Here is a 24,775-nt window from a genome sequence, read left to right as displayed (position 1 = left end):
GATGCGGGAGGGGTTAGCAGCGGCCGGGTGGACGTGCAGGGTTGCTGTGGTGTGCATGGTGTTGCCTCGCTCTGTGGTGGAAGAGTGAGGCAAGTAAACAATATGTTTGGTTTCGCGTCAAAACATTTTGTTTGGGTTTAGATGAGAGAAGGACCTTTCAGTGGCCTGATCGATGACCACCAGAAGATCCGGCCCAATATCACGACGCGTTGAGCCATAATCTGATCAAAATCATAATCTTCGTCAGCGTACTCATCGGAATTGAAACTCCTCATTTTCACTCCATTAGGGGTGCGTTGGAGAAATTTGATTCGGAAGTGACCATCGTGGTCTATTGCGTATATTTCACCATCAATTATTCGGGTCATTCCCTTATCAATACCGACGGTTGCACCAGAAAGAATCAATGGATGGTTGCTGTTGCCGCTATTTGTGGCGAAGACTGCGTTCGATGGATCAACGCCACAACTTCTCATCGTTGCCCTCGAAAATCGCAGCTTTGGTCCCGTAATTTCTTGAACCTCGGTGCGAGCTACCTTTCCTGGGCCTGAGGAGAGTTCGACTTCCTTGTAGAGCCTCAACTCAACCTCGTCTTCTTCTAATGGTGTGTGTGAATCCCATGGGGCCATGGGTTCAAGGACGTACAGGGGGGAGTCATTGGCAGCCTTTGGCGCACTCCCTCGTGCGGTATTCGAGTTTCGCATGGGGACGTCCTTCCCCTCCAGCCATTCGCGTTCAACAGCCAAGGTCATAGCGACTTGACCCGCCATATAGGCAGGGACACCTCTCGCCTTCCAGTTGGTGACGTTCTGATCGTTTTCCAGATCCAGCAGACGGGCGAGCTCCGCGCCGGAGAGTCCGGAGTCTTCCAGGGCTTGACGAAAGCGCTGGCCTTTAAGGTGTTGTGGGTGTTTGTTCATAAACAGAATGTTACAGCCCTTGCATAAAAATGATAACAAACGTATTGTTTGGTTCTGTCATTCTTTTTGTTTGCATAAGGTGATGTCATGACTACGCCTGACCAGGTGTTCGATTTGATAGTGCTAGTAGCTGAACGGGCCGGTAAAAGCCCCTCGCAACTCGCACGAGAATGCAATGTCAGCCCACAGCGCTTTTTCAACTGGCGACATAGGGGGATTCCAATTGCCCAAGTTCGTCCACTTGCGAAGGCTTTAGCTTGGGGACTTTTGCCTCATGAGTTGAGACCGGATTTGCCAGATATTTTTCCTGCGCCAGTTCAGGCCGTTTCGGCTCAGGCGGCATAGGGCGCTAAGAAAAAAGGCGGCCTACGGGCCGCCCAGTTCCTCCCGGCACACACCACCACAGTGCTGTCGGGTCGCGATCAAGGTAGGAGGGCACACCACATGCAAACCACCTCCCTTTATCGCGCTGCCAAGACACGGATGTCTTGGGTTGCTGCCTTTTCCACCACAGATTAGGCAGCTGTTGCGCCAGAGGTGAGAGACGGATCGCTCACCTTGGCACGGTGCCGGTTTCGATCTTGAGGATCTTGCCGGCGTTTGGGCCCTTTCAAGCCACGCGGCAAATGTAACACCACTGCACGCCGCGCGGCACTGGCAACTTATAAGGATTAATGCCATGAGCCGAATTGCTCTGAGTTGCGTTGATCGAGCACAACGGGAAGTCCTGACGCTCGAATTAGCGCTGTACCACGCCGCGCGGGATTATCCAGGCGGCGCAGCTGCAATCGCAGCCACAACAGGCCGTAATGCCACCACTTTGCAGCACAAGTTGTCTCCCACTCATCCCTCGCACACCGTCAATATCCAAGAGTTTGGCGAGATCCTCGAACTCACCAAGGACCGCCGCATACTCGATGCGGTGCATGCCCTCGTCGGCGATACGATCTGGCAGGAGCTGGCTGAGGCGTACACCAACGACATGCCAGAGACCCTGACCACGGGTATCGCCATGTTTTTCAGGCAGGTTGCCGATTTGTCGGAAACCTGGGCTAAGCATATTGGTGACGGCAAGGTTGATGACCGAGAGTTGGCTGAGATACGCCAGCTAGTGTTTCGCGGCATCCAGGGTTTGTTGGGCATGTATAACCGCGCCCGTTACGTCAATCAGACGACTTGCGGGGTGGACCGTGGCTGATATCGCTGACTTTGCCAATGACCTGATGCAAGAGCGCATCGATCAGGCACTTGCTGCACGAAATGCCAATAAACCTGCGATCTCCATGCATTCGCTTATGTTTTGCGAAGGCTGCGACGAGGCTATCCCTCTGGAACGCCGACTTGCCATCGCTGGCTGCACCCAGTGTGTGATCTGCCAATCCATCGACGAAGCTAGGAAAGCTCGCCATGCTCGATGATGTACTGAATCAGTTCGCGGATTACGGACTGGAGCCTTCACAGCCATTGGTGTTCGGCAAGCTTACCCGCTGCAAAACCACTCAGGATAAAGGCAAAGAGAAAAACGGCTGGTACGTCATCCACGAACATCGCACCGAAAAAAACGAAATATTGATCTTCGGCAGCTTCGGTGATTGGCGTTCAGGCGATACCCAAAAGATCAAGGTCAAGGCCGGGCGCATGAGCCCTGAAGAGCGCGAAGTTATGCGCGCTCGCCAAGAAGATGCCAAACGCAAGGCCGCTGAGATCGCTGCCAACGCATCACGCCGAGCGGCCAACCGTGCTGCCAGCTTGTTCAAGCGCATGCCCGAAAAAGGTAAAAGCGCCTATCTGGATCGTAAGCAGATCGTAGGATTCAGGGTTCGCTATGCGCCCCGTACCGGCGCTTTTTTAGTGCCCATGTGCAACGTGCGTGACCAGATCGTCGGCCTGCAGGTGATTTTTCCTGCGAAGCAAGAGGAAACCGGGCGCGACAAAGCATACTGGCCCTACGGTATGTCGAAGGAAGGCGCATTCCACCTGATCGGCCCACACCCTGAACCCGGAGAGCCGGTGCTTGTGTGTGAGGGCTACGCCACGGGCGCAAGCCTGCACATGGCGACCTCGCTCCCTGTCGCCATCGCTTTCGACGCTGGCAACCTGCTTCCGGTTTCCAAAGCGATGCGCGAGCGCTTCCCCGGCTGCCCGTTGATCATCTGCCGGGACGACGACTGGAAAACGAAGCGTCCCAATGGTGACCCTTGGAACCCAGGTGAAGAGAAAGCCAACAACGCCGCGCTGGTCGTCGGTGGTCAGGTAGTTGCCCCGGTGTTCTCCGGCGAACGTGAGATCAAGTGGACCGACTTCAACGACCTGCACGTCGCCGAGGGATTGGAGGCCGTCCGCCGCCAGGTGCTTGCGGTGGTCAAGCCTCCTGCAGCGGGTGGCTGGAAGGACCAACTGGCCCGCACCGAAAACGGCTCCCTGATTGCGCACATGCAGAACGTAGAGCTGATCCTGGGCAATGATGAACGCTGGGCCGGTGTGATCGGCTTTAGCGCCTTCAGTTCTAAGATCGTCAAGTTACGGGCTGCACCTTACGGAGGCGGAGTTGGTGATTGGGCGGATATCGACGATGTGCTGGTGATGAAGTGGCTTGCGCAACAGTACAACCTTCGAGTGAAGGCCAGCAGCGTAATTGAGGCGGTCAGCGTGGTTGCTCATAACCATGCGTTTCATCCGGTACGCGACTACTTGAATGATTTGGAGTGGGATCGTGTTCCACGACTGGATACCTGGTTGACGGACATCATGGGTGTGGTCGCCACGGATTACAGCTCGAAGGTTGGTAAGCGTTGGATGGTCTCAGCGGTCGGGCGAGTGATGCAGCCGGGTTGTAAGGCTGACTCGGTGATGATTCTTGAAGGGGCACAGGGGGCCGGTAAGTCTACGGCAATGGCAGTGCTGGGCGGTGCTTGGTTCATGGATACCCCTTTTGCTTTGGGCGACAAAGATGGGTTCCAGGCGATCCGTGGTAAATGGATCATCGAGCTGGGGGAACTTGATAGTTTCAACAAAGCTGAATCGACAAAGGCGAAGCAGTTTTTCTCGGCGTCAACTGACACCTATCGAGAGAGCTATGGACGCAGAACGATGGACGTGCCACGCCAGTGTGTTTTTGTGGGCACCACAAACCAAGACGAATATCTCAAAGATGCAACGGGCAACCGGCGTTACTGGCCGGTCGCTTGTACCAAGGTCGATTTGGACCAGTTGCGCGAGGTCCGTGACCAGCTTTGGGCCGAAGCGATGTTCTGTTATCAGTCCGGGGACATCTGGTGGGTTAACCGTGATGAGGCCCCACTGTTCGCTGAAGCGCAGGAATCGCGCTTTGTCGTGGATGAATGGGAAGGACCGATTCTCAAATGGCTCGAAGAGTCGCAGATCGGCGCTACAGCTAGCGGCGAGGATGTTTTAGCCGGCGCTTTGAAACTCGATTACGGCCATTGGGGCAAGCCCGAGCAGATGCGTGTGGGTGCAATTATGCATCGCCTCGGATGGCGAAAGGTGCGACTACCACCGTTGCCGAAAAGTGGTATTCGGCCATATGCCTACAAGAAGCCAGATCATTGGGGCGGTGCATCAGCGCTGCAGGTTGAGGGTGCGAGGGATGAGGAGCCTTGCTTTGATTAAGCGAATCGATGAAATGCTAAAGCTTTGGGCTCAGGATCTGCATTCTCCTGTTCCAGAAAACTCTGGCGGGCCGAGCGGCGGCAACATGATCGCCATGCTGATGGAGTGCAAGGGGGAGTTGATACGTGGCACGCGTGGAAGTCGGGTGTTGCTGGATGAATCAGCCGACATTGAGCTGATCGTCAACAAACACTTGGCGCCTGAACTGGCAGTGGTGGTGTGGGAGCACTATTGCAATCAGGAAAGCTTCCTCTCCCAGAAGATGTTGCATTGCGGATGCAGCGCGCCAACTTATTACCGTCGCTTGCACGATGCTCATGTGAGCATTGATGGCCTCCTCATGGGCAAAGCCGCATGAGCCTGGGTACTACTCTATCAATTCGTGTCCTACTGTCCGACCTTGTCCTACCTACATTTTGCAAGGTAGGACTGCCACAGGCCGCGCCGTTCGTGGCCTGTCCTACTACCCTACCTCCCACAGCACTCCGCGCATGTGAGCGTAGCGCGATGCATAACGCGCCGTTGGCGCGCACGCGTGTTTTAACTTTCTTCCTTTACACGAGAAAAAGTTAAAAAAGGTAGGGCAGTAGGGCAAGCCCACGAATTCAGGGGCCTGTAGCTGTCCTACCTTATTTCAAAATAGTAGGGCAGGTAAGACAGCGCCGGAGGCGCTTGGAGCCGAAGTAAAGATATTCACCGACATTGCCAGGACGTTGACCAGATATTGGCCGGGTGGCATTAAAACAGGCTTGCTGCCATGAGAATCCACCTGTAAAAAGTACCCATCTTCGATAGGTGCGACCGCAAGCAGCGGGACACACCACCACACCAAACCCGGCCACTGCGCCGGGTTTTTGCGTTTATGGGGTAAGGCAATGACGAACGAGCAGCAAGCGCTTATTGAGATGCCGGTCTGGATGGTGATCCTGCTGTCCCTGGTCGGTGGAATTTCCGGTGAGGCATGGCGGGCCGATAAGGCGGGGGCAAGCGGTTGGTCCCTGGTCCGTCGTTTGGTGCTTCGGTCCGGAGCCTGCGTAGTCTGCGGGCTTTCCACCATGATGTTGCTGCACGCATCGGGCATGTCGGTCCTGGCGGCGGGTAGCATCGGGTGCCTGACCGCGATGGCCGGTGCTGATGTCGCCATTGGCCTTTACGAACGCTGGGCCGCCAAGCGGTTGGGCGTGTGCGATGTGCCACCCTCGGGCGGCGGTCAGGCGTGATGCACTGGAGGCCACGGAATACGTGGCTTGTAGCGGGTCGCACCAAAATGAAGCGCTAAAAGGCCGCCGGGGACCCTGGGGGCATCCGAGGGACACGGGGCATGAAACCCGCGGGAAAGTGTTAGCGGACAGTTCACCAGCTTAGTGAACTGAGGTGAACAGGTGAACTACCCCGGATTCATTGGGTGAACAGGAGATTCCATCATGACCGTAATCAGCAAAACGGAGTTTGCGGCACGACGTGGTTGGGCCAAATCTTATGTTTCCAAGTTGGCTAATCAGGATCGCCTGGTGCTGACCGATGACGGCAAGGTCGAACTGGAAGCCACTGAAGCACTGCTGGCTGAGTCGGCGGACCCCAGCAAAGCCGCCGTTGCCAACCGCCACAACCGGCTTCGCCTTGAGCGAGAGGCGCAAACAGCCGCCGAAGAACCTGCGGTGCCGCAAGTTGGGCAGGCGGCAGACTTTCAGAAGTCTCGTGCCCTGCGAGAGCACTATCTTGCCCTTCAGGAGCGAGATAACTATCGCAAACAGCAAGGCACCTTGGTGGACCGCGAAGCAGTGGAAACCGGCGCCTTCAATGCGGGCCGTCTGTTGCGTGACCAACTGCTAGGGATGTCGCCACAACTCGCGCCGGAGCTGGCTGCAATGACTGACCCTTGGCAAATTGAAAGGCATCTGACCGCCGCCATACGGCGTTCGCTGGAAGACGCTGATCGTATGTCTTCCTCTGACTTTGAACATGCACTGACGACGAGTTAAGCCCATGCACACGGAAATTTCTGATGGTGCGGAGGTGTACCGTGAGGCGTATTTCCGTGGCCTTCAGCCCGATCCGGATGTTTGGATTGACCAGTGGGCTGACGAGTACATGCGGATCCCGCGTGATACGGGGGCCGCTGAACCAGGACAGTACCGCACATCGCGCACACCATATGCCAGGGAACCGATGCGTTGCCTTTCGCCGGCTCACCCCTGCAAACGCGTAATCACGATGGTCGCCTCGCAGTTGATGAAAACGCAGATCGGATTGAATTGGATCGGCGGCCTGATCCATATGGCACCATCAAACATCCTTGCGCTGCTGCCTAGCCTTGGATTGGCTAAACGGGTTTCGTCCCGAATCAGCAAGACCATCAAGGCTACGCCTGTGCTGCGTGAGCGTGTTGCCTCAAGTCGGTCGCGAGACTCACGCAATACCATGGACACTAAAGAGTTCGAGGGTGGGGCGTTGTATGTCACCACCGCAGGCTCCGCTGCCAACCTTTCAGAATTGTCGGCGCGGTATGTTTATGGCGATGAGATCGACCGCTGGGAAGTGGATATCGGTGAGGAGGGGGATCCTATTGAGCTGGCAGAAACACGGGGCAGCACCTTTGGCCGCAATGCCAAGTTCTACTTCTCCAGTTCGCCGACGATCAAGGGCGCCTCGCGCATCGACGATCTGTTCGAGGGCAGTGACCAGCGTTATTTCTACGTACCGTGCCCGACATGCGGGCACATGCAAACGTTGGAATGGGACCGGCTGCACTATTCGAAAGACTACAGCGTCGTGCATTACGAGTGCGCGGCGCCTGATTGTGATGTGCTGATTGAGGAACACCACAAGGGTGACATGCTTGCCCGTGGCGAGTGGCGCGCCCATGCCCAGGGCGATGGAGAGACGGTTGGTTTTCACCTCAATGCGTTGTATTCGCCACTGGGTTGGATGGATTGGAAGTCTCTCGCCAAGCAATTTGAAAAGGCCAAAAAGGCGCAGGTCAAAGGCGACCTGGAGCCCATGCAAGTGTTCTACAACACACGTCTTGCTAAGGTCTGGGACAGCGCGCAGGAACAAACTAAGGCTGCCGTCCTCATTGCACGGGCACGGCTGGAGACCTATGGGGTCGGCTCGATGCCGTTGGGTGTACTGATGCTGACTGCCTCTGTCGACGTCCAGGCTAACCGCCTGGAACTGATGGTCATGGGCTTCGGGGTTGGTATGGAGCGATGGGTCATTGACCACCAGGTCATCTGGGGCGATCCGGCGAATGAAAGCACCTGGTCTGTGCTTGATGACAAGCTCAAGGTTCGCTACCGGCATCCGTGCAGTGTGGGCTTGGCGATCCTCGCTACAGCGGTCGACTCCGGTGGTCACCACACCGACGAGGTTTACCAGTTCTGCCGCCTGCGTCGCTGGCGCAACGTGTTCGCCGTCAAGGGGGCGAGCAAGCCCGGCAGAAACGTAATCGCGCAACGTCCTTCGATGATGGACGTGACCTGGAAAGGGCAGACGGAGCGTAACGGCGTTGAATTGTGGTTCGTTGGTACCGACACCGCCAAGGACTGGATCTACAACCGTTACTCGTTCGAGTCAGGCCCTGGGGCTTTGCACTTTGCCAACGACTTGCCAGATGAGTTTTTCGAACAATGCGTTGTTGAACGTAAGGTTACCCGCTACATCAAGGGCCACAAGCGCATCGAGTGGGTCAAGGGCAAGGCTGAGCGCAACGAGGCGCTCGACCTGATGGTGTATTGCCTGGCGATGGCGCATTACCTGGGCATCAACCGCTACCAGGAACACGACTGGGAGCGGGTGCGACAGGCGCTGGCTCAGTCCGGTTTGTTCGACGATGTGTTGGGCGTCAAGCCCGTGCAGGGCGAGCGCGTCGACGCTGACGAAACACCGGCACCGGCACCAGTTGCGGCGCGTCAGTCGCTACCCGCACCGCCACCTGCTGCGCCTGTCGCCCAACAGCGACCCGCTGCACCCCCTCAACGCCGCAGCTCCACCAGCGGTTACCTGAAGAGACGCTGATATGTCGTTTACCCCGAAGCACCTCGAAGCCATCGAGCGCGCCATTGCACGCGGTGAAAAGACCGTGCGCTACAGCGACCGCACGGTGGAATACCGCTCCATCGACGAACTGCTCAAGGCCCGCGACGAGATCCGTACATCGTTGAGTCAAGCCGCCGGACCGCGCTCTCGCGTAGTCAGGCTCTACCACGGAGGCAAGGGAATATAATGGCCCGACATTATCCGACGCTGACCCGTAACGGATTCTTGCTGCCGTCGAACATCAAGGCCAGTTACGAAGGCGCCGGTGAGGGCCGACGCTCGGCCAGTTGGGAAGCCTCCGACAACGGCATCAACAGCATTAACACTCCGGCCCTTCGCAACCTGCGTGCGCGTTCGCGGGCGGCGGTGCGCAATGACCCGTACGCGTTCAACGTCATCGACAAACGCGTCAGCAACCTGATCGGTACCGGCATCACGCCCAGGCCGACCACGGACGACGCCGAGCTGCGCAAGCTCAAGCAGCAGCTGTGGGATGACTGGGTGGATGAGGCGGATGCCGATGAGCTGACCGACTTCTACGGCATGCAGGCTCTGGTGGCGCGCACCGTTGAAACGGCCGGTGAATGCTTTGTGCGATTGCGACCCCGCAGCCCGAGCGAAGGTTTGGCAGTGCCTCTGCAACTGCAGGCGCTGGCCCCTGAATTTGTCCCTCACGATAAATTCGAGATGGCCAAAAACGGCAACGTGATCCGCGCCGGCATCGAGTTCAACCCGGCCGGTAAGCGTGTGGCGTATTGGATGTACCTCTCGCATCCCCGCGACTCGTCGTCGTTGAACGCTGGCTACAACCAGTTGGTGCGCGTACCGGCAACACAGGTGTTGCATATCTTCGAACCGATGGAGCCCGGGCAGTTGCGCGGCGTCCCACGGTTGGCCCCGGTGCTGAAGCGCCTGCGCAGCCTCGACAATTACGACGACGCGGTGCTGTTCCGGCAGGAAGTGGCGAACCTGTTCGCGGGCTTCATCAAGCGCCCGGCACCGGAGGCTACGCAGCAGCCTCGCGATCCCGTTACTGGCATGCCATTGAACGTTGACCGCGACGGCTTCACGCCGATGGTCGCCTTGGAGCCCGGCACCATGCAGGAGCTGGGGCCAGGTGAAGAGGTGGAGTTCTCCAAGCCACCGGATGCCGGCAACAACTACCCAGACTTCATGCGGCAGCAGTTGATGGCGGCGGCGGCGGGTTCGGGCACCCCGTACGAGATCCTTACCGGCGACATGCGCGAGGTCAACGACCGGGCACTCCGGGTAGTGCTCAACGAGTTCCGGCGGCGTCTGGAGCAACTGCAGTTCGGCGTGTATGTGCACCAGTTGTGTCGCCCGGTGCGTGCCGCCTGGATGGACATGGCGGTGCTGTCCGGCGCCCTGGCGCTGCCGGACTACGCGCAACGTCGACGCGAATATCTGCGCACACGTTGGGTGCCGCAGGGCTGGGCCTACATCCAGCCGGTGCAGGACGTTCAGGCGCGTCGGATGGAAGTGCAGGCTGGCTTTGGCTCGCGCAGCGAGATGTGTCTGCGCAACGGCTACGACGCGGAAACCATCGACGCGGAAAATGCCGCTGACCTCGCCCGGTCCACGGACCTCGGCCTCAACTACACCACGCTTGATGCCATCGAGACGAATGACGACAAGGAACAATCATGAGTAAAAAAGCCAAGCCCCGCGTCTTTGACAAGGCGGGCAAGCAGGTCAAGGTCGCCGATAAAAGCTGGTACACCCTTCAGGCTAGCGGCGAAGCCGAGCAACGCAGCATCGAAATCTTCGTGTATGGCGAGATCGGCGCCTGGGGCGTCACCGCCAATCAGTTCGTGCAGGATCTGCGCGCCATGGATGACGGCGCGTCACCGGTGATTGTTGCCTTTAACAGCATCGGCGGGGACTTGTTCGACGGCCTGGCGATCCACAACGCGCTGTCGCGCCTGGGCGAGCGCTGCACGGGTCGCATTGATGCCCTGGCGGCGAGCGCTGCCAGTGTCGCAGTGTGCGGCGCTCACCGAGTGGTGATCGCGGCCAATGCCATGTTGATGATCCACAACCCCTACACCTTTACCGGTGGTGATGCCGAAGACTTCCGCCGTGTCGCGGATGTGCTGGACCAGACCCTGGAAGCGATCATCGCTGCTTACAAGGCCAAGGCGCCTGACATCGACGAAGCCGAGCTGCGACGCATGGTCAATGCTGAAACCTGGCTTACGGCCAACGAGGCGGTGGCACTGGGTCTAGCTGATGAGGTGGGCGACGGCTTGAAGGTCAGCGCCTGTCTCGGCCAGGGCAGTGTGCTGCAGCGTTTCCAGAATGCTCCGGCCGAACTGCTCGCCCAGCTTGATGAAGAGCCGGAAGTGGAGCTGCCTGAGCCTGTCGATCCACCGGCACCTGTACTGGATGCGGCCGGGCTAGCGCTGATGGTCACCAAGGGGTGTGCGGCGGCCGGCATCAGCAACCTGGTAGATCCGATACTCGCTGCGACGAAGTTGGAAAGCAAATCCGTGATCCAGGCCGCGCTGACCAAGGCCAAAGCCCTACACAGCCTCTGTGTCGCGGCACGATTACCCGAACTGACCGGCGAATTTATCGCTGCCGGCCTGGATGAAGCCGCCGTCAGGGCGCGCCTGTTCGACAAGCTGGTGAGTAGCGGCGGTGGCTTTGAAATCAACAACAGCCTGCCGCTGGACGATGATCCAGCACCCACTATCAAGGCCAAACAGGTCGACACCCAATCTATCTGGGCCAACCGTCAGACGGCACAGAACGGAACCTCGAAAGGAGCAAGAGCATGAAAACTGAATCGATGCACGCGGGCGAGTTCCTGCTGTCCGAAGGCGCGGGCAACATCTCCCGCGAGGCGATTAACGTCGCCGCCGGTGCCGCCATTGAGCCGGGCCAGATCCTCGGCCTGGTCACACTCACTGGCGAGTTTGCCCCTTATCAGCCGACCGCCGAGGACGGCACTGAAAACGCTATCGCGATCCTTTACGGTCCGCTTGGCGAATCAGATGTTGTGCGTCGTGGTCGTGCCGTCGTGCGCATGGCAGAGGTCAGTGAAGCGCATTTGACGGGCCTTGATCCTGCCGCTGAAAAGGCCCTGGCTAACCATTTCGTGATCGTCCGATAAGACGCTCACCCTGTTAATCCATCCCGCGGAGTGCGGGATTTTTCGTTTCTGGAGAGTACCCCATGGCCGATATCGCCATTTTTGAAGACGATGCGTTCAGCGTCTCCTCGTTGACCGCTGCAATTAATGAACAGGAATATCTGCCGGGTCGCATCAGCAGTCTTGGCCTTTTCCGCGAAGAGGGCATCAGCACTCTGACCGTGCAGATCGAAAAGGATGGCGACACTTTGGCCTTGGTGCCGGCAGGTGAACGCGGTACGTCCGGCCTGGTGGTCGGTGCTACTAAGCGAACGTTGATCCCGTTCAATACCGTGCACCTGCCCGAACGCTTCACCATCAGGGCAGATGAGATCCAGGGCATCCGCGCTTTCGGCACGCTCACCGAGTTGCAGGCTGTGCAAGACGTTGTCAACAAACGCCTGGGTAAGGCGCGCCGTCAGTTGGATGCCACCCATGAATTTCAACGTATGGGTGCGATGAATGGCGTGGTGCTGGATGCGGACGGCAAAACGGTTCTGTTGGACATTTATGACCGTTTCGGTGTCAAGCGACAGAGGTTACCCATGGAGCTGAGCAACCCGAGTACGGAAGTACGTGTTAAGTGTGGTGTTGCTTTGGATATGCAGGAGGATGCGCTCGGTAATGTAACTACTACCGGCTCCCGCGCCTTCTGCGGCAAAAACTTCTGGAACGAGCTGATCGTCCACGAGTCGGTCAAGAAGACTTACCTCAATACCATGCAGGCCGCGTCTCTGCGCGGTGATGCTCGTGAAAGTTTCGAGTTCGGTGGGATTGTCTGGGAGCGCTATCGCGGCAAGGTTGCTGGCGTTTCGTTCGTCCATGACGACAAGGCGCTGCTGGTTCCCGAGGGCGTTCCTGACCTGTACATATCGTGCTTTGCACCGGCCGACTACATGGAAACGGTCAACACCCAGGGCATCCCGTACTACAGCAAGATCGAGCCGCTGCCCTTCAACAAGGGCGTGGCCGGTGAAGCCCAGTCCAACCCGCTGCACCTGTGCACCCGGCCTCGGGCGCAGATCCTGCTGGAGATGTGACCGTGGCCTTCCGCGAACTGATCGACGACATCGACGCGGTGGTGTTCGAAACACTGGGCGATACCGCACGGATCGAGGGTCGTGACAAACCAGTGCTCGGCATGTTCGCGGCGCCCTGGTTGCAGCCCAAGCTCGGCAAGCTCAACACCGGCTTGCGTGAGCCTCGGTTTGAGATTCGCGTCAGCGATTCGGAAGGCTTGAAACGCGGCCTATTGGTCAGCGTCGATTTGCCTCCCTTGGATGGCGGCGGCGATTACGACCTGCTGCAGCTGGAGCCGAGCGGCGACGGTCTGGTCGCCTTGATTCTGAGGTTACGCCCATGAGCATCGGTAGCCATTACAAGCCCTCGGCTGGCGGCGGCATGATCTCCATCCAGTCGCCCGCCGCAGACCTGCAAGCGTTTCAGGACTTTGCCAAGTTGGTGCCCAAGGCAGCTGCGACTGCTCATCGTCGAGCCATCAACAAGACGCTCGGGTGGTTGCGCACGCACATCGCCCGGGCGGTCAGTCGGCAAGAGCGCATCGCTGTTGCGGCGGTGCGTCAACGGTTGCGCAGTTACCCGGTGTCCGGCGGGGCTTCGAGCGGCAAGCTGTGGTTTGGTTTGAACGCTATCGAGTCCAGCCGGATCGGCCGCGCACGGCAGACAGGCAGCGGTGTGTCGGTGGCGGGGCGGCGGTATCAAGGCGCGTTTCTCAAGAAGGTTTACGGAAACAAGCCGGACATCTGGATCCGTACTGCGAGCAAACACTTCAACGCTGACGATTACCCTGACAGCACGGTGTCACCGGGACGCGGGCCGAGTTCGGGATGGGTGGCGGAAAACGGCAGTCGCTTTCCGCTGGCAAAGGCGAAAGTCTCTCTGGAGCAAGCCCGTCCCCACTTTGAAAGCTGGGTACAAAAGGCCGATGAACGCTTACTGGAGATCCTGAAACAGGAACTCAACTTTGAGCTGCAGAAATACCTCAAGAGGATCGGTAATGGCTGACGAACCTTTTAGTCTGGATCAGCTTTATCAGGCGATAGAGCAACACCTGTCGAGTCACCTGCACGGGGTTCAGGCCGTAACTGCCTGGCCGAACATCGAAGACCGTATCGCGTTGCCGGCTGTGTTTCTGGAGCTGGCTGAGATTGAACCGGGTACCGACATCGGCACGGGTGAAACCGTGTTGGTGTGCAAGTTCGAGGCACGCATCATTGTTGACCCGATTCATCCCCGGCATCAGCAACAGGCGGTGCAGTTGGCTACTCAACTCGCCGTTCTACTGCGCGCGCAGACTTGGGGAGTGGCGGTCGAGCCAGCGGAGTTCGTCCAGGCCTTGCAGGATTGGACCCAGCCGGCTTTGGATGGGTACACGGTGTGGCTCGTGGAGTGGACGCAGCAAGTGTACCTCGGCCCTGAACAATGGCCCTGGCCTGACCAACCGCCGGGGATGCTGTTGTTTGGCTTCAATAACGACGTCAAAGAGGACTTTGTTCCTGCGGAGGACTTATGAGCGGCTATGCCACTGCCCAGCACGACCGCATGCTGGCGGGGCTAGTGAAGGACTGCTACGTAGTGGCCGTCGATCTAGCTGCTTCACCGCCGGTGTGTCGTGTATCTGATGGCGAATGGGTCAGCGCATGGGTGCGCTGGCACAGCATTGCCGCCGGCAAGGCCAGGCACTGGCGGGCGCCCTCCATGGGTGAGCAGGGGGCTTTAGTCAGTGCCAGCGGTGACGTGGCGCAAGGGACCTTCATCCCGGGCTTGTATGGCAATGCCGGCCCACCACCGGATAACCGTGACCATGTGGAAGTCTGGCGCTTTGACGATGGTGGCTCGCTGATCTACGACTGGAAGGCCAAGAGCTACAGCATCACCCTGCCGAGCGGAACGGTGACCATCAAAGTCGCCAGTACAGAGGCGGTCATCACGGACAGCGCCGTGAACGTGACCACCGGCAACATCAATCTGAAAGCGGCGGTGCTGATCGACGGTGCATTGCACGTTACAAAGGGCATCACCAGTGCCGGCGCGATCATTGATGCCGGTGGCAACAGCAATCACCACACGCATTAATTTCAATCCCCAACAGCCCGCCCAGTGCGGGTTTTTTTACACCTGGAGTTTGCCTTATGAGTAAGTCTAGAACTGATGGCGATTCGGCCGGGGCCGTCGAAGAGATTGCGGTTGTGGGGTTGAAGCCCGCGCCGCTTGGTTTTTCCGCGGCAGCTGACGTGGTGGAGCCCATCGGCCCCGCGCGTGTCTTTCGCGACAAGGTTTTCACCTCGCGCACACTGATCCTTCCCAGCGGCGAGGCGCTTCCTGTGATTGCAGGTCGCGTCACCGCATGTGGCGATGATCAATTTGCGTTCTTGAAAGCGCATCCAGATCTGGAGCAAGCGAAGGAGTAATCACAATGATCGGAATGGACCGCCACACCGGCCAGCCCATCTCCGGCATCGCGCACTTACGCCAATCAGTTCCAGACATCTTGGTCACCCCGTTGGGCAGCCGCCGGCATCGGCCGGAATACGGCAGCATGCTACGGCGGTTCGTTGACTTGCCCGTTAATGAGGGCTGGAAAAGCGCCGTACAGGCGGAAGTCGCCCGCGCCCTAGGGCGCTGGGAGCCGCGGTTAAAAATGGACCAGGTGCGCGTCATTTCCGTGATCGGCGGGCAAATCAATCTGAAGCTAGTCGGCCAGTATCTTGGCGACGCCGTCACGCTGGAGGTGGCCGTATGAGTACCGTAGATCTTTCGTCGTTGCCGGCGCCGACCGTGTTGGAGCCGCTAGACTTCGAAGAGGTGTACCAGGAGACGCTGGGAGTTTTTCGCGGCTACATGGGCGGTAACTGGACCGCCGCGCTGGAAAGTGATCCGGTGGTCAAGGTGTTGGAAGTCGGCGCTTACATCAAGGTTGGTAATCGCGCACGGGTCAATGATGCTGGTAAGGCGGTGCTGCTGGCGCACGCCGTGCGCGGCGACCTTGATCACCTGGGGGCCAACGTCAATCTAAAGCGCCTGGTCATTCAAGCTGAAGATCTGCTGGCAGTGCCACCGGTGCCGGAGGTCAAAGAGGATGACGATCCGTTTCGGGAGCGCATTCAATTGGCCTATGAGGGCCTGACCACCGCCGGGCCGCGTAACAGCTACATCCTGCACGCCCGAAACGCATCTGGGTTGGTGGCAGATGCTACGGCCGAAAGCCCAGCGCCTTGCTACGTGACGGTAACGGTGTTGGGCCTCGACGGGGAGGGCGTGGCTTCGCCAGCATTGCTGGCTACGGTGTCTGCCGCGCTGAATGACGAAAACGTGCGGCCGGTGGGAGATCGAGTGACGGTGCAAAGCGCCCAGGTGATCCGCTATCAAATTAACGCGATTCTGCACATGGCCGGTGCTGGCCCTGAAGCCGACGCCAGTTTGGTAGAGGCGAAAGCTCGATTGGCTGCCTGGATCAATCCGCGCAAGCGGCTGGGCGTCGAGGTGGCGCGATCCGGCGTAGACGCTCAGTTGCACGTTGCCGGCGTTTCTCGAGTGGAGTTGATCGGCTGGCAGGACCTGGCGCCCACCAAGGCTCAGGCGGCGTTTTGTACGGGCTACACCGTGACTCTGGCGGGTTGATATGAAAAGCCTACTGCCGATCAACAGCACGCAATTGGAACGGGCCATGGAGGCTACGTTTTTTGAGAAAACGATTGTCCCGCTCCGTGACCTCTACAACGCCGATACCTGCCCGGTGCATTTGCTTCCGCACCTGGCGTGGGCGTGGTCAGTGGATCGCTGGGATTACCGATGGACTGAAGCGACAAAACGCGCCGCGATCAAGGCGTCTTACTACATCCATGCTCACAAAGGCACCATCGGTGCGTTGCGCCGAGTAGTCGAGCCCTTGGGCTACCTGATCGAGATTGTCGAGTGGTTCAAGATGGTACCGGAAGGCATCCCGGGCACGTTTGCGCTGAAGGTTGGCGTTCTCGACACTGGCATCACTGAGGAAATGTATCAGGAGCTGGAGAGGCTGATTGATGACGCCAAGCCCGTCAGCCGTCACCTGACAGGGCTCGCTATCAGCCTTGAAACCACCGGTGTGTCGAACATGTTCGCCAGCGTTTATGAAGGCGATGAAATCGACGTATATCCCCCCGTCCTGCGCGACATCAGCACCACTGGCGTGATTGGCAGTACCGGCCGTGAGCACTCTATCGACACAGTTAGCGTTTATCCGCCGATCACCGGCGTCATCGACCTTGCCTGCTACATCGGCGCAGCCGGGCGGGAACATTCCATTGACACACTGGACATCTACCCATGATCGATTCCAACTCGCAGTTTTTTGCGCTTCTTACCGCGACCGGTGAGGCCAAACAGGCCAATGCCGACGCGCTGGGCATTCCCTGGAAACTCACCGAACTGGGTGTGGGCGATGCCAACGGCACCGATCCTATCCCTGACCGTACACAAAAAAAACTGATCAATGAACGGCGCCGGCGGCCACTGAACAAGCTTTCAGTTGACCCGTCAAACCCCAATATCATCGTGGCCGAACAAATCATCCCAGCCGACGAAGGCGGTTGGTGGATTCGAGAGATGGGTCTGTACGACTCCGATGGAGCCCTGGTAGCTGTCGCAAATTGCCCGGCCACCTACAAACCATTGATGTCTCAAGGGTCTGGTCGCACTCAAGTTATTCGCATGAACTTCATTGTCTCCAGCGCCGCGAATGTCGTCCTAAAGATTGACCCGGACGTGGTGCTGGCAACAAGGCAGTATGTCGATGATTCGGTGGTCGACGGGATCAACAGGCAAGACGTGAAGCAATCAGTACTGCTGGCAACGACTGGGCCGATCCAGCTGGCTGGTGCACAAACGATTGACGGTGTGGCAGTGCCGCTTGGCTCTCGCGTGCTGGTCAAAGATCAAGCCCAGGCAAAAGATAATGGAATCTATCTGACTGCAGATATCTGGAAGCGCGCTACGGACGCGGACAACAACGCCAAGGTCACGCCGGGTCTTATGGTCGTGGTAGAGCAAGGGAAAGTGAATGCCGATACGTTGTGGCTGCTATCGACTGATGGGGCCATCGTCGTCGGGACTACAGCGCTGGCCTTTAAAAACATTACGCAAGGTCTTGCGCCGATCAGTTCGCCGGCCTTTCTAGATAATCCTACAGCCCCTACGGCCCCTCAGTTTGATAGCGGTAAGACGCTCTCCACCACAGAGTTTGTGCAACGGGCGCTCGGCAATCTGAGCGGGATACGAGTTTATGATGCATCTGCAAAATTAACGGCATTAGATTTTGGCCAGCTTGTTTTGGCTAACCCCCGAGCGGCGGCAACATTGACGCTTCCACCCATTGCCAACGTGGCACTTGGAGCGACAATTCACATCAGAAACGTTGGTGGGGCTCCATTAACAATAGTGCCACCAGCCGGTGGGGCTATGTCTGCCGTCGCCACCGTTTCTCTCCCTAGCGTTATCGTTAATATCGGGTCATCACTTGAGGCGACACTTCAAGGCACCAACTATTTCCTGGCTGGCTCGGCCTCTCTTAAGCATGTTTCTGATTTTGCTGAATCTCCAAGTCATCAAAAGTTGCCTGGTGGGGACGTTGAACAATGGGGCCTTTATGTTTCGGCTCCATCAGGTTCCGACACGGTAATCCCGCTGCCCTACGCGCTTTCGGCGGTGCCTACAGATATTCAGCTGACGTTTGCCGATTTTACTAGCGGTCAAAAAGTTGGTGACTATCCAGTGTTGCAAGCGAGAAACAGCACGCTCGGGAGTATCACCGTTCGAAATCTCTATAGCGCTAATGCCTCATTTTTCTGGCGAGTCAGGGGTAAAGCATGACTGTCTTTTATAGTCCTGAAACAGGCTTCTTCTACGACGATCAGGTATGTACGTTTATCCCTGCTGATGCGCGGGAGTTCTCCGCCGAAGCCAGGGACGAGCTCTTGGCCCAAGTCAGTCATGGAAAGCGTTTGGTTTGTGGGCCGGATAAATGGCCTGTTGTGGTTGACGCCCCGGAGCAGACAGACGAACAGTTGGCCGAAGTCGAGCGGTATTGGCGCTCGGTTCAGTTGACGTCTACAGACGGCGTAGTGACCCGCCATCGTGATGAGATTGAAGACGGGTCGCCAACCTCGCTTACACCGGAGCAATACGCCGAGTTGCAAGCATATCGGCGTTTACTCCGTAACTGGCCTGAAGCTGGTGAGTTCCCTTTGAGCGAACATCGCCCTTCGGCCCCTGACTGGCTCCTGACGCTACAGCAATAAACGCCCCGCACTGACGGGGCGTTTTCTTTTCCACTACGTGTAACACGTACATCCCTAACGGCCTCGCTCATGCGGGGCTTTATCGTTTCTGGAGATCGAGCTTTATGAGTTTCTTTCATGGCGTTACCACGACCGACATCAAGACTGGCGCGCGCACCATTTCGTTGCCGTCTTCTTCCATTATCGGGCTGTGCGACACCTTCAACCCGGGCGTGCTTGGCGGCGGTACTGCCAAGGCCGGCGAGTTGAAGCTGATCACCTCTGAGCGCGAAGCCATTGCCGCTTTCGGTGAAAGCTCGGCGATCACCAAGGCCTGTAAAGCAATCTACGCCAAGGCCAAGGCGGTGATTGTCGCCATCGGCGTACCGAAGCTTGAGGACGCGGCGCTGCAAACCTCGGCGATTATTGGCGGCGTCTTGGCGTCTGGTCAGCGGACCGGCCTGCAGGCGTTGCTGGATGGTAAAAGCCTGTTCAACGCGCAGCCACGGTTGTTGATCGCGCCGGGACATACCGCCACGCAAGCAGTGGCTACAGCACTCGATAGCCTGGCGCAGAAACTTCGGGCTATCGGCATTCTCGATGGTCCTGGTACTACGGATGAGGCGGCGATGCTCTACGCCGATAACTTCGGCAGTCGCAATCTGTTCATGGTTGACCCGGGAGTTCAGTACTGGGACACCGAGCTCAGCAAGACTGTTGATGCGCCGGCGTCGGCCTGGGCGGCGGGCTTGTTCGCCTGGACCGATGCCGAATATGGTTTCTGGGCCTCGCCGTCGAATAAAGAGTTCTCGGGTATCACCGGCACGACTCGGGCAGTCGAGTACCTGGATGGTGACGAGACGTGTCGTGCCAACCTGCTGAACAACGCCAACATCGCGACGATCATCCGCGATGACGGCTACCGCTTGTGGGGCAACCGCACGCTTTCGAGTGATCCGAAGTGGGCATTCGTTACCCGCGTTCGCACGCTGTTCATCCTTATGGACGCGGTGCAGACAGGCCACAGGTGGGCCGTAGACCGCTCGATCACCAAGACTTACGTCAAGGATGTGACTGACGGCTTAGACGCCTTCATGCGCGACCTGAAGGCCCAGGGGGCGATTATCAATTTTGAGGTGTATCCGGACACCGAGCTGAACACCGCCAGCCAGATCTCCCAGGGCAAAGTTTATTGGCGCATCCGTTTCACCGACGTGCCGCCGGCAGAAAACCCGAATTTCCTTTTCGAAGTCACCGATCAGTGGATGACCGAAGTTCTCGAAGCAGCCTAAGGGGCCTAGTCAATGATTCCTCAAACTTTGTTTAACACGAACCTGTTTGTCGACGGCGTGAACTTCGCCGGCGATGTGCCGACTCTGACGCTGCCCAAGCTGACGGTAAAGACCGATGAATATCGTGCCGGTGGCATGGCAGGTGCCATCGAAATGGCGCAAGGCCTGGAGAAAATGGAGGCGTCCTTCGTCACCAAGGGCGTGCGTCGTGAGTCGTTGAAACACTTCGGCTTGGCTGATGGCACGGCGTTTAACGCGACATTCCGAGGGGCTTTCAGAGGGCAAAAAGGTGCAGTGACGGCGGTGGTCGCCACCCTGCGCGGCTTGCTCAAAGAGGTCGAACTGGGCGACTGGAAAGCCGGTGATCCGGCTGAGATCAAGCACGCCATCGCGCCGTCTTACTACAAGCTCGAAATCGACGGTCGCCTCATGTACGAAATCGACATGGTCGCGGGCGTTCAAGTGATTGACGGCAAAGATCAACTGGCTGACATCCGCATCGCGCTGGGCCTTTAAGGGAATAGATCTAAATGAATAAAGCTACTTTCAAAGAAGTGCCGGCCTGGCTGTCACTCAACGCGCTCGCCGCCGTCGTGACGCTCACGCGGCCAAGCAATTCCAATGGCGTCTTGGTCGAAACGTTGACATTGCGTGCCCCGGTCGTTCGGGAGGTGCGGGCAGCCGACCGCGCCTCTAATGGCGACGATGAACAGCGCGAGCTGATGCTGTTTGCGGGGTTGGCAGATGTCGGCGTCAAGGACCTGGAAGGCCTCAAACTGGCGGACTATCGCCGTGTACAAACCGCTTACTCGCACCTGGTCCCCGATACTGACTACACCAACGTGATGCCGTCGTGGTTGTCGGTGACCACGGATCAGGCAATGGTGACCCTTTCCTGTCCGAGCACAATCAATGGCGTGTCGGTTGATAAATTGGCCCTGCGTTCTCCAACGGTGGGCGATGTGCGTACGGCAAATCGTGACGCGGGCGGGGATGACGAGCAGCGCGAGCTGATTTTGTTTGCCGCGCTTGCCGGTGCGCCTGTCGCAGATCTGGAGGGCCTGAAGTTGGTGGATTTCAACCGTCTGCAGGCCGGCTATTTTCGTATGGACCAAGACGACGGGCTTTGATCCTGGCGTCATGAAAATGGCCGCGAAACGTCTGGCGGCGGAAACCGGATTTTCCGCTGCCGAAATTCAGTCGATGCCGTTTGCTGAAATGGTGTGGTGGCTCACGGATTGAGCTGCCATCGGTAATGCAGTGCAAATGGGGGCCATGACATGGCGAACAAAATCGCCCTCGGGCTGGTGATCGGCGGCGCCGTCAGTGCGACTGTCGGTGCCGCGTTCAAAGATGTAACGGGCCGTATTAAACGTCTTGAGGCGGAAGGCCTCAAGGCGCGGGTTCTGCAGCGAACTATCGGCGATACCCTTCGCTTGCGTGATGAATGGAAGAAAGCCCATGACAGCGGTTCTGAGGGAGCGTCCAAGCTGCTGGGGCGGTTGAACTCCAATCTCGACAGCTTGAAAAAGCAGGGTATTGAAGTCGGCCGGCTGGAGAAGGCCTATCGGTCAATGGGTCAGACCGCCAATAAAGCGGAACTGAAGGCCCGGGGGCATCAGCAACTTGATGCAGGTAGGACCGGGATGAAAAGCACAGTCGGCGCCGCTGTCGTCGGAATCGGTGCTCTAGCTGTTCCGACCAAAGTCAGCGCGGACTTTGGAGCCATTGTTCGTGATATCGCGATCAAGGCTGGCATTGCCAATAAGCCGCAAGAAAAGGAGATGTCACGCAAGATCATTGACACCTCGCGCGACACAGGCATGGCGCGCAACGATGTGGCCGACGTGGTTAACCAGTTGGTGAGCGCCGGCATGGATTTGAGCAAGGCCCTGGACTATGCGCCAGTTGCGGCCAAATTTGTTGTAGGACAGGGATCGAACGGTGTTGATACTGCGAAGATGATCAACGCGCTGGGTCAGAACGCCAAGATCACTGACCCCAAGCAGATGCAGCAGGCTCTGGAAGCGATTGCTTACCAAGGGCAGGCGGGCAGCTTTGAGGCGGTCGACATGGCCAAGTGGTTCCCTGAGCTATTGGCGAACATGGGCAGCCTCGGTATCACTGGCATTGATGCGGTGACGCAGTTGGGCGCCATGCTGCAGGTGCAGATGAAGTCTGCCGGCGGCGCCGATGAGGCGGCGAACAACCTCAAGAACTGGATGAGCAAAATCGGCTCTGGCGAAACCGTCAAAGCGTATGCAAAGGCGGGTATCGACTACAAAGGGTCGATGCAGACCGGTTTGCAGAACGGTATGTCTACGCTTGAAACCAGCTTGGCGTTGGCGCAGAAGTACATCCAGGCCACTGATCCGAAGCGCGCGGCGGCGATGGCTGAGGCGACCGCAAAGATCAGCAAGGAATCCGACCCGCAGAAAGCCAAGGCCATGATGGCCTCGCTTGAGGAGTCACTGCGCACCGGCGATCTGTTCGCCGATATGCAGGTCAAGGCTGCGCTTTCCGCTTACATGCAGAATAAGGCGCTATACAGCCAGCTCAAGAATGATTCGCGAGACGCAACGGGCATTCTCGATAAAAACCTCAACGAGCGACGTGAGGCGTCGTCGCAGAAGTGGGCCGAGATGGCTCAGTCGATGGATGATGCAATGCGCAGCGTTGGGGACGCCTTGCGTCCGGTCACGGACACCGTGGCTGAAGCATTGACCAAAGTCACCAAGGGTATTACCTCGCTGTCTGACAGCGCGCCCGGCGTTGTGACGGGCATCACTGCAGTCGGTGGTGGGCTTGTCGCTCTCAAGGGCCTGCTTAGTTCGTTCAAAATCGCTAAAGGATTGCTCAACGTTGCGCGGGGCTCGTTAGGTGGCAAGTCCGGTGAAGTACAAAAAGTCTTTGTGACGAACTCCCCGGATGGGGGCGGTTTTGATGGCAAGGGCAGCGACCCCAAGGGGAAGGCCGGTAAAGCCCTGTCGTTGGTTGAGTCCGGGCTCAAGGCTGTGGCCGCTTTCAAGGGTGATTCAGATGATGTCGAGGGTAAGGATGATAAGAAACCCGGCAAGTTCGACATTGTTGCGACAGGCCTTAAGGTTGTCTCTCTGGCAAAAGAGGCGGCGTCTGGCAATGAAGGCGGCGCCACGGTTGGCGAATCGGCAGCGGGCGGCGCTGATGTTCAAAAGGTTTTTGTCGTCAATGCAAACGCTATGGGGGCGTCGAATGGAGGTATAGGCGACCATCGTCGACGTGGTCCCGGCTCAAGGCGTAACCCTTCGCGTCGGCGGCCCATACCGCCTCGTGTGGCTAGTTCGCCGCGACCTCGGGTACAGGCGCCGCGCCCGTCAGTGCCACGGCCACCAGCTCCAGCCCTGCGCCCGGCAGTGCCACGGCCACGGCCACCAGCTCCGGCCCTGCGCCCGGCAGTGCCACGGCCTCCAACTCCGGCCCTGCGCCCGACAGTGCCACAGCCTCCAGCTCCGGCCCTGCGCCCGGCAGCGCAACGGCCACCAGCTCCGGCCCTGCGCCCGACAGTGCCACGGCCGCCGGTTGCAGTTCCGAGTTCACCGGCGGCTCGGCCTCCTGTGCCCGGTCCGCGTCCACCAATGCCGCGACCACCGGTACCGGCTCCTAGTCCGCCAGTGCCACGGCCTCCAGCGGTGATCCCCCGGCCGCCGCTTTTACCAGTTACGGTTCCAACGGGGGCGTTAGCTAAATTGGGTGGAGTGGTGCAAGCGGTCGGTAAGATTGGCAAAGCGGCCAAGATGATACCCGGCGGTTCACTGATGGAGGCCGGCGCTATGGCCTTCGACACCTATCAAAACGCCAAGACCAAGGACGAGAAGGCCGAGGGGTATGGTGCCGCCGCTGGTAATCTGGCCGGTACCATGGCCGGCGCTGCTGCAGGTGCGGCTATTGGTTCGGTAGTGCCGATTATCGGCACAGCTGTTGGCGGGCTGATAGGCGCCTACCTGGGCAGCATGGGTGGGGCTGCGGTGGGTGGCGCTGCGGGTAAGTCGTGGTTTGGGGGCGATGACGAAAAGCCTGCGCCTCCGGTAACACCTTTGCTGATGGCGCCTCGGCCGGGGCCGGCTATTCCAAGCTTGGCTGCCATGAGCAAGTCATTCAATGGCCAGAACGGTTCGGGTGCGCTGCTGATGGCACCTGCGCCGCATTCGCCGGCGTTGGGTGACGTGGCGCGCTCGATGGCGGTGTCTGCACCGACCAAGCCGGCGGCAGTGGCAATTCAGCCCAAAGAACCAGAGAAGCCCGTGCCAGCCAAAGTGGATCAGAAGTTTGAGTACTCGCTGACGATGCCAATTACGGTGCAAGGGGATGTGAAGGATCCCCAGCGCTTGGCGCAAGACCTCATGCCGCATATGCGGCTCATGATGGCGGATGCGGCGAAACAAAACGCCGCGAAGCTGTACGACGAACCTCACCTGTAAGGAGGCC

The 24,775-nt window shown here is 58.4% G+C and carries 27 protein-coding genes; 26 read left to right on the top strand and 1 reads right to left on the bottom strand.

Translation table 11 applies throughout. The features are described from left to right. Positions 1-137 precede the first annotated feature (137 nt). On the bottom strand, positions 138-920 hold the full coding sequence (locus NTD89_RS28615) for a helix-turn-helix transcriptional regulator (protein WP_262210884.1): 783 nt from the start codon (positions 918-920) through the stop codon (positions 138-140). 679 nt (positions 921-1,599) lie between these two features. Here NTD89_RS28615 and NTD89_RS28610 point away from each other — a divergent pair. The 26 genes from NTD89_RS28610 (at position 1,600) to NTD89_RS28480 (ending at position 24,768) form a co-directional block, all read left to right on the top strand. Then, the gene (locus NTD89_RS28610) at positions 1,600-2,118 is read left to right on the top strand and encodes a phage regulatory CII family protein (RefSeq protein ID WP_046071176.1); all 519 of its coding nucleotides are present in this window, start codon (positions 1,600-1,602) and stop codon (positions 2,116-2,118) included. Beyond that, the gene (locus NTD89_RS28605; protein ID WP_262210881.1) at positions 2,111-2,338 is read left to right on the top strand and encodes a TraR/DksA family transcriptional regulator; all 228 of its coding nucleotides are present in this window, start codon (positions 2,111-2,113) and stop codon (positions 2,336-2,338) included. Before NTD89_RS28610 ends, NTD89_RS28605 begins: the two co-directional genes overlap by 8 nt. Next, entirely contained in the window at positions 2,328-4,550 is a 2,223-nt protein-coding gene (locus NTD89_RS28600; RefSeq protein ID WP_046071178.1) for a VapE domain-containing protein, read from the top strand. The genes NTD89_RS28605 and NTD89_RS28600 overlap by 11 nt, the downstream gene beginning before the upstream one ends. Then, on the top strand, positions 4,543-4,908 hold the full coding sequence (locus NTD89_RS28595) for a hypothetical protein (RefSeq protein ID WP_046071179.1): 366 nt from the start codon (positions 4,543-4,545) through the stop codon (positions 4,906-4,908). The genes NTD89_RS28600 and NTD89_RS28595 overlap by 8 nt, the downstream gene beginning before the upstream one ends. Before the next feature lie 517 nt (positions 4,909-5,425). After that, a complete protein-coding gene (locus tag NTD89_RS28590) occupies positions 5,426-5,770 on the top strand; it encodes a phage holin family protein (RefSeq protein ID WP_262210877.1) in 345 nt (114 codons plus the stop codon). Between the two features lie 204 nt (positions 5,771-5,974). Then, the gene (locus tag NTD89_RS28585) at positions 5,975-6,532 is read left to right on the top strand and encodes a terminase small subunit (RefSeq protein WP_262210875.1); all 558 of its coding nucleotides are present in this window, start codon (positions 5,975-5,977) and stop codon (positions 6,530-6,532) included. 4 nt (positions 6,533-6,536) lie between these two features. After that, entirely contained in the window at positions 6,537-8,567 is a 2,031-nt protein-coding gene (locus tag NTD89_RS28580; protein ID WP_262210873.1) for a phage terminase large subunit family protein, read from the top strand. 1 nt (position 8,568) lies between these two features. Further along, on the top strand, positions 8,569-8,775 hold the full coding sequence (locus NTD89_RS28575; RefSeq protein WP_124417585.1) for a phage head-tail joining protein: 207 nt from the start codon (positions 8,569-8,571) through the stop codon (positions 8,773-8,775). After that, on the top strand, positions 8,775-10,256 hold the full coding sequence (locus NTD89_RS28570; protein ID WP_262210870.1) for a phage portal protein: 1,482 nt from the start codon (positions 8,775-8,777) through the stop codon (positions 10,254-10,256). The genes NTD89_RS28575 and NTD89_RS28570 overlap by 1 nt, the downstream gene beginning before the upstream one ends. Beyond that, a complete protein-coding gene (locus NTD89_RS28565; protein ID WP_262210868.1) occupies positions 10,253-11,389 on the top strand; it encodes a head maturation protease, ClpP-related in 1,137 nt (378 codons plus the stop codon). The genes NTD89_RS28570 and NTD89_RS28565 overlap by 4 nt, the downstream gene beginning before the upstream one ends. After that, positions 11,386-11,724, top strand: a complete 339-nt coding sequence (locus tag NTD89_RS28560) for a head decoration protein (protein ID WP_262210867.1) — start codon at positions 11,386-11,388, stop codon at positions 11,722-11,724. The genes NTD89_RS28565 and NTD89_RS28560 overlap by 4 nt, the downstream gene beginning before the upstream one ends. 62 nt (positions 11,725-11,786) lie before the next feature. Next, complete coding sequence (locus tag NTD89_RS28555) at positions 11,787-12,782, top strand: major capsid protein (protein ID WP_262210865.1); 996 nt, start codon at positions 11,787-11,789, stop codon at positions 12,780-12,782. A 2-nt stretch (positions 12,783-12,784) separates the two neighbouring features. Then, the gene (locus tag NTD89_RS28550) at positions 12,785-13,105 is read left to right on the top strand and encodes a hypothetical protein (protein ID WP_262210863.1); all 321 of its coding nucleotides are present in this window, start codon (positions 12,785-12,787) and stop codon (positions 13,103-13,105) included. Continuing rightward, positions 13,102-13,767, top strand: a complete 666-nt coding sequence (locus NTD89_RS28545; RefSeq protein ID WP_262210861.1) for a phage tail protein — start codon at positions 13,102-13,104, stop codon at positions 13,765-13,767. Before NTD89_RS28550 ends, NTD89_RS28545 begins: the two co-directional genes overlap by 4 nt. Then, positions 13,760-14,275 carry a hypothetical protein gene (locus tag NTD89_RS28540; protein ID WP_262210860.1) on the top strand — a complete coding sequence of 172 codons (516 nt, stop codon included), beginning with the start codon at positions 13,760-13,762 and terminating at the stop codon, positions 14,273-14,275. The genes NTD89_RS28545 and NTD89_RS28540 overlap by 8 nt, the downstream gene beginning before the upstream one ends. Further along, positions 14,272-14,838, top strand: a complete 567-nt coding sequence (locus NTD89_RS28535) for a phage baseplate assembly protein V (RefSeq protein ID WP_262210858.1) — start codon at positions 14,272-14,274, stop codon at positions 14,836-14,838. The genes NTD89_RS28540 and NTD89_RS28535 overlap by 4 nt, the downstream gene beginning before the upstream one ends. Before the next feature lie 56 nt (positions 14,839-14,894). Continuing rightward, positions 14,895-15,173 (top strand): hypothetical protein, encoded by a 279-nt coding sequence (locus NTD89_RS28530; RefSeq protein WP_262210857.1) that lies wholly within the window; start codon positions 14,895-14,897, stop codon positions 15,171-15,173. 5 nt (positions 15,174-15,178) lie between these two features. Then, a complete protein-coding gene (locus NTD89_RS28525) occupies positions 15,179-15,505 on the top strand; it encodes a GPW/gp25 family protein (RefSeq protein WP_262210856.1) in 327 nt (108 codons plus the stop codon). Further along, positions 15,502-16,383 (top strand): baseplate J/gp47 family protein, encoded by an 882-nt coding sequence (locus NTD89_RS28520; protein WP_262210854.1) that lies wholly within the window; start codon positions 15,502-15,504, stop codon positions 16,381-16,383. The genes NTD89_RS28525 and NTD89_RS28520 overlap by 4 nt, the downstream gene beginning before the upstream one ends. 1 nt (position 16,384) lies before the next feature. Next, positions 16,385-17,074, top strand: a complete 690-nt coding sequence (locus tag NTD89_RS28515) for a phage tail protein I (protein ID WP_242198029.1) — start codon at positions 16,385-16,387, stop codon at positions 17,072-17,074. Next, complete coding sequence (locus tag NTD89_RS28510) at positions 17,071-18,612, top strand: phage tail protein (protein ID WP_262210853.1); 1,542 nt, start codon at positions 17,071-17,073, stop codon at positions 18,610-18,612. Before NTD89_RS28515 ends, NTD89_RS28510 begins: the two co-directional genes overlap by 4 nt. Continuing rightward, the gene (locus NTD89_RS28505) at positions 18,609-19,040 is read left to right on the top strand and encodes a phage tail protein (protein ID WP_262210851.1); all 432 of its coding nucleotides are present in this window, start codon (positions 18,609-18,611) and stop codon (positions 19,038-19,040) included. The genes NTD89_RS28510 and NTD89_RS28505 overlap by 4 nt, the downstream gene beginning before the upstream one ends. A 104-nt stretch (positions 19,041-19,144) precedes the next feature. Beyond that, a complete protein-coding gene (locus NTD89_RS28500) occupies positions 19,145-20,311 on the top strand; it encodes a phage tail sheath family protein (protein ID WP_262210850.1) in 1,167 nt (388 codons plus the stop codon). A gap of 12 nt (positions 20,312-20,323) precedes the next feature. Further along, positions 20,324-20,827 carry a phage major tail tube protein gene (locus NTD89_RS28495; protein ID WP_262210848.1) on the top strand — a complete coding sequence of 168 codons (504 nt, stop codon included), beginning with the start codon at positions 20,324-20,326 and terminating at the stop codon, positions 20,825-20,827. A gap of 14 nt (positions 20,828-20,841) precedes the next feature. After that, a complete protein-coding gene (locus tag NTD89_RS29665) occupies positions 20,842-21,441 on the top strand; it encodes a phage tail assembly protein (protein WP_410017236.1) in 600 nt (199 codons plus the stop codon). A 150-nt stretch (positions 21,442-21,591) separates the two neighbouring features. Next, positions 21,592-24,768, top strand: a complete 3,177-nt coding sequence (locus tag NTD89_RS28480; RefSeq protein WP_262210847.1) for a phage tail tape measure protein — start codon at positions 21,592-21,594, stop codon at positions 24,766-24,768. Positions 24,769-24,775 lie beyond the last annotated feature (7 nt).

The sequence above is a fragment of the Pseudomonas sp. 14P_5.3_Bac1 genome (genome assembly GCF_025466135.1).
GTDB lineage: Bacteria > Pseudomonadota > Gammaproteobacteria > Pseudomonadales > Pseudomonadaceae > Aquipseudomonas.
The sequence above is the reverse complement of the archived record's forward strand: the minus strand, read 5'-3'. Positions and strand labels throughout refer to the sequence as shown.

Bases quoted from the DNA above. Each gene is read 5' to 3' on its own strand.
- NTD89_RS28615 (WP_262210884.1), bottom strand. From the start codon at position 920: ATGAACAAACACCCACAACACCTTAAAGGCCAGCGCTTTCGTCAAGCC.
- NTD89_RS28610 (WP_046071176.1), top strand. From the start codon at position 1,600: ATGAGCCGAATTGCTCTGAGTTGCGTTGATCGAGCACAACGGGAAGTC.
- NTD89_RS28600 (WP_046071178.1), top strand. From the start codon at position 2,328: ATGCTCGATGATGTACTGAATCAGTTCGCGGATTACGGACTGGAGCCT.
- NTD89_RS28590 (WP_262210877.1), top strand. From the start codon at position 5,426: ATGACGAACGAGCAGCAAGCGCTTATTGAGATGCCGGTCTGGATGGTG.
- NTD89_RS28585 (WP_262210875.1), top strand. From the start codon at position 5,975: ATGACCGTAATCAGCAAAACGGAGTTTGCGGCACGACGTGGTTGGGCC.
- NTD89_RS28580 (WP_262210873.1), top strand. From the start codon at position 6,537: ATGCACACGGAAATTTCTGATGGTGCGGAGGTGTACCGTGAGGCGTAT.
- NTD89_RS28575 (WP_124417585.1), top strand. From the start codon at position 8,569: ATGTCGTTTACCCCGAAGCACCTCGAAGCCATCGAGCGCGCCATTGCA.
- NTD89_RS28570 (WP_262210870.1), top strand. From the start codon at position 8,775: ATGGCCCGACATTATCCGACGCTGACCCGTAACGGATTCTTGCTGCCG.
- NTD89_RS28565 (WP_262210868.1), top strand. From the start codon at position 10,253: ATGAGTAAAAAAGCCAAGCCCCGCGTCTTTGACAAGGCGGGCAAGCAG.
- NTD89_RS28560 (WP_262210867.1), top strand. From the start codon at position 11,386: ATGAAAACTGAATCGATGCACGCGGGCGAGTTCCTGCTGTCCGAAGGC.
- NTD89_RS28555 (WP_262210865.1), top strand. From the start codon at position 11,787: ATGGCCGATATCGCCATTTTTGAAGACGATGCGTTCAGCGTCTCCTCG.
- NTD89_RS28545 (WP_262210861.1), top strand. From the start codon at position 13,102: ATGAGCATCGGTAGCCATTACAAGCCCTCGGCTGGCGGCGGCATGATC.
- NTD89_RS28540 (WP_262210860.1), top strand. From the start codon at position 13,760: ATGGCTGACGAACCTTTTAGTCTGGATCAGCTTTATCAGGCGATAGAG.
- NTD89_RS28535 (WP_262210858.1), top strand. From the start codon at position 14,272: ATGAGCGGCTATGCCACTGCCCAGCACGACCGCATGCTGGCGGGGCTA.
- NTD89_RS28530 (WP_262210857.1), top strand. From the start codon at position 14,895: ATGAGTAAGTCTAGAACTGATGGCGATTCGGCCGGGGCCGTCGAAGAG.
- NTD89_RS28525 (WP_262210856.1), top strand. From the start codon at position 15,179: ATGATCGGAATGGACCGCCACACCGGCCAGCCCATCTCCGGCATCGCG.
- NTD89_RS28520 (WP_262210854.1), top strand. From the start codon at position 15,502: ATGAGTACCGTAGATCTTTCGTCGTTGCCGGCGCCGACCGTGTTGGAG.
- NTD89_RS28515 (WP_242198029.1), top strand. From the start codon at position 16,385: ATGAAAAGCCTACTGCCGATCAACAGCACGCAATTGGAACGGGCCATG.
- NTD89_RS28510 (WP_262210853.1), top strand. From the start codon at position 17,071: ATGATCGATTCCAACTCGCAGTTTTTTGCGCTTCTTACCGCGACCGGT.
- NTD89_RS28505 (WP_262210851.1), top strand. From the start codon at position 18,609: ATGACTGTCTTTTATAGTCCTGAAACAGGCTTCTTCTACGACGATCAG.
- NTD89_RS28500 (WP_262210850.1), top strand. From the start codon at position 19,145: ATGAGTTTCTTTCATGGCGTTACCACGACCGACATCAAGACTGGCGCG.
- NTD89_RS28495 (WP_262210848.1), top strand. From the start codon at position 20,324: ATGATTCCTCAAACTTTGTTTAACACGAACCTGTTTGTCGACGGCGTG.
- NTD89_RS29665 (WP_410017236.1), top strand. From the start codon at position 20,842: ATGAATAAAGCTACTTTCAAAGAAGTGCCGGCCTGGCTGTCACTCAAC.
- NTD89_RS28480 (WP_262210847.1), top strand. From the start codon at position 21,592: ATGGCGAACAAAATCGCCCTCGGGCTGGTGATCGGCGGCGCCGTCAGT.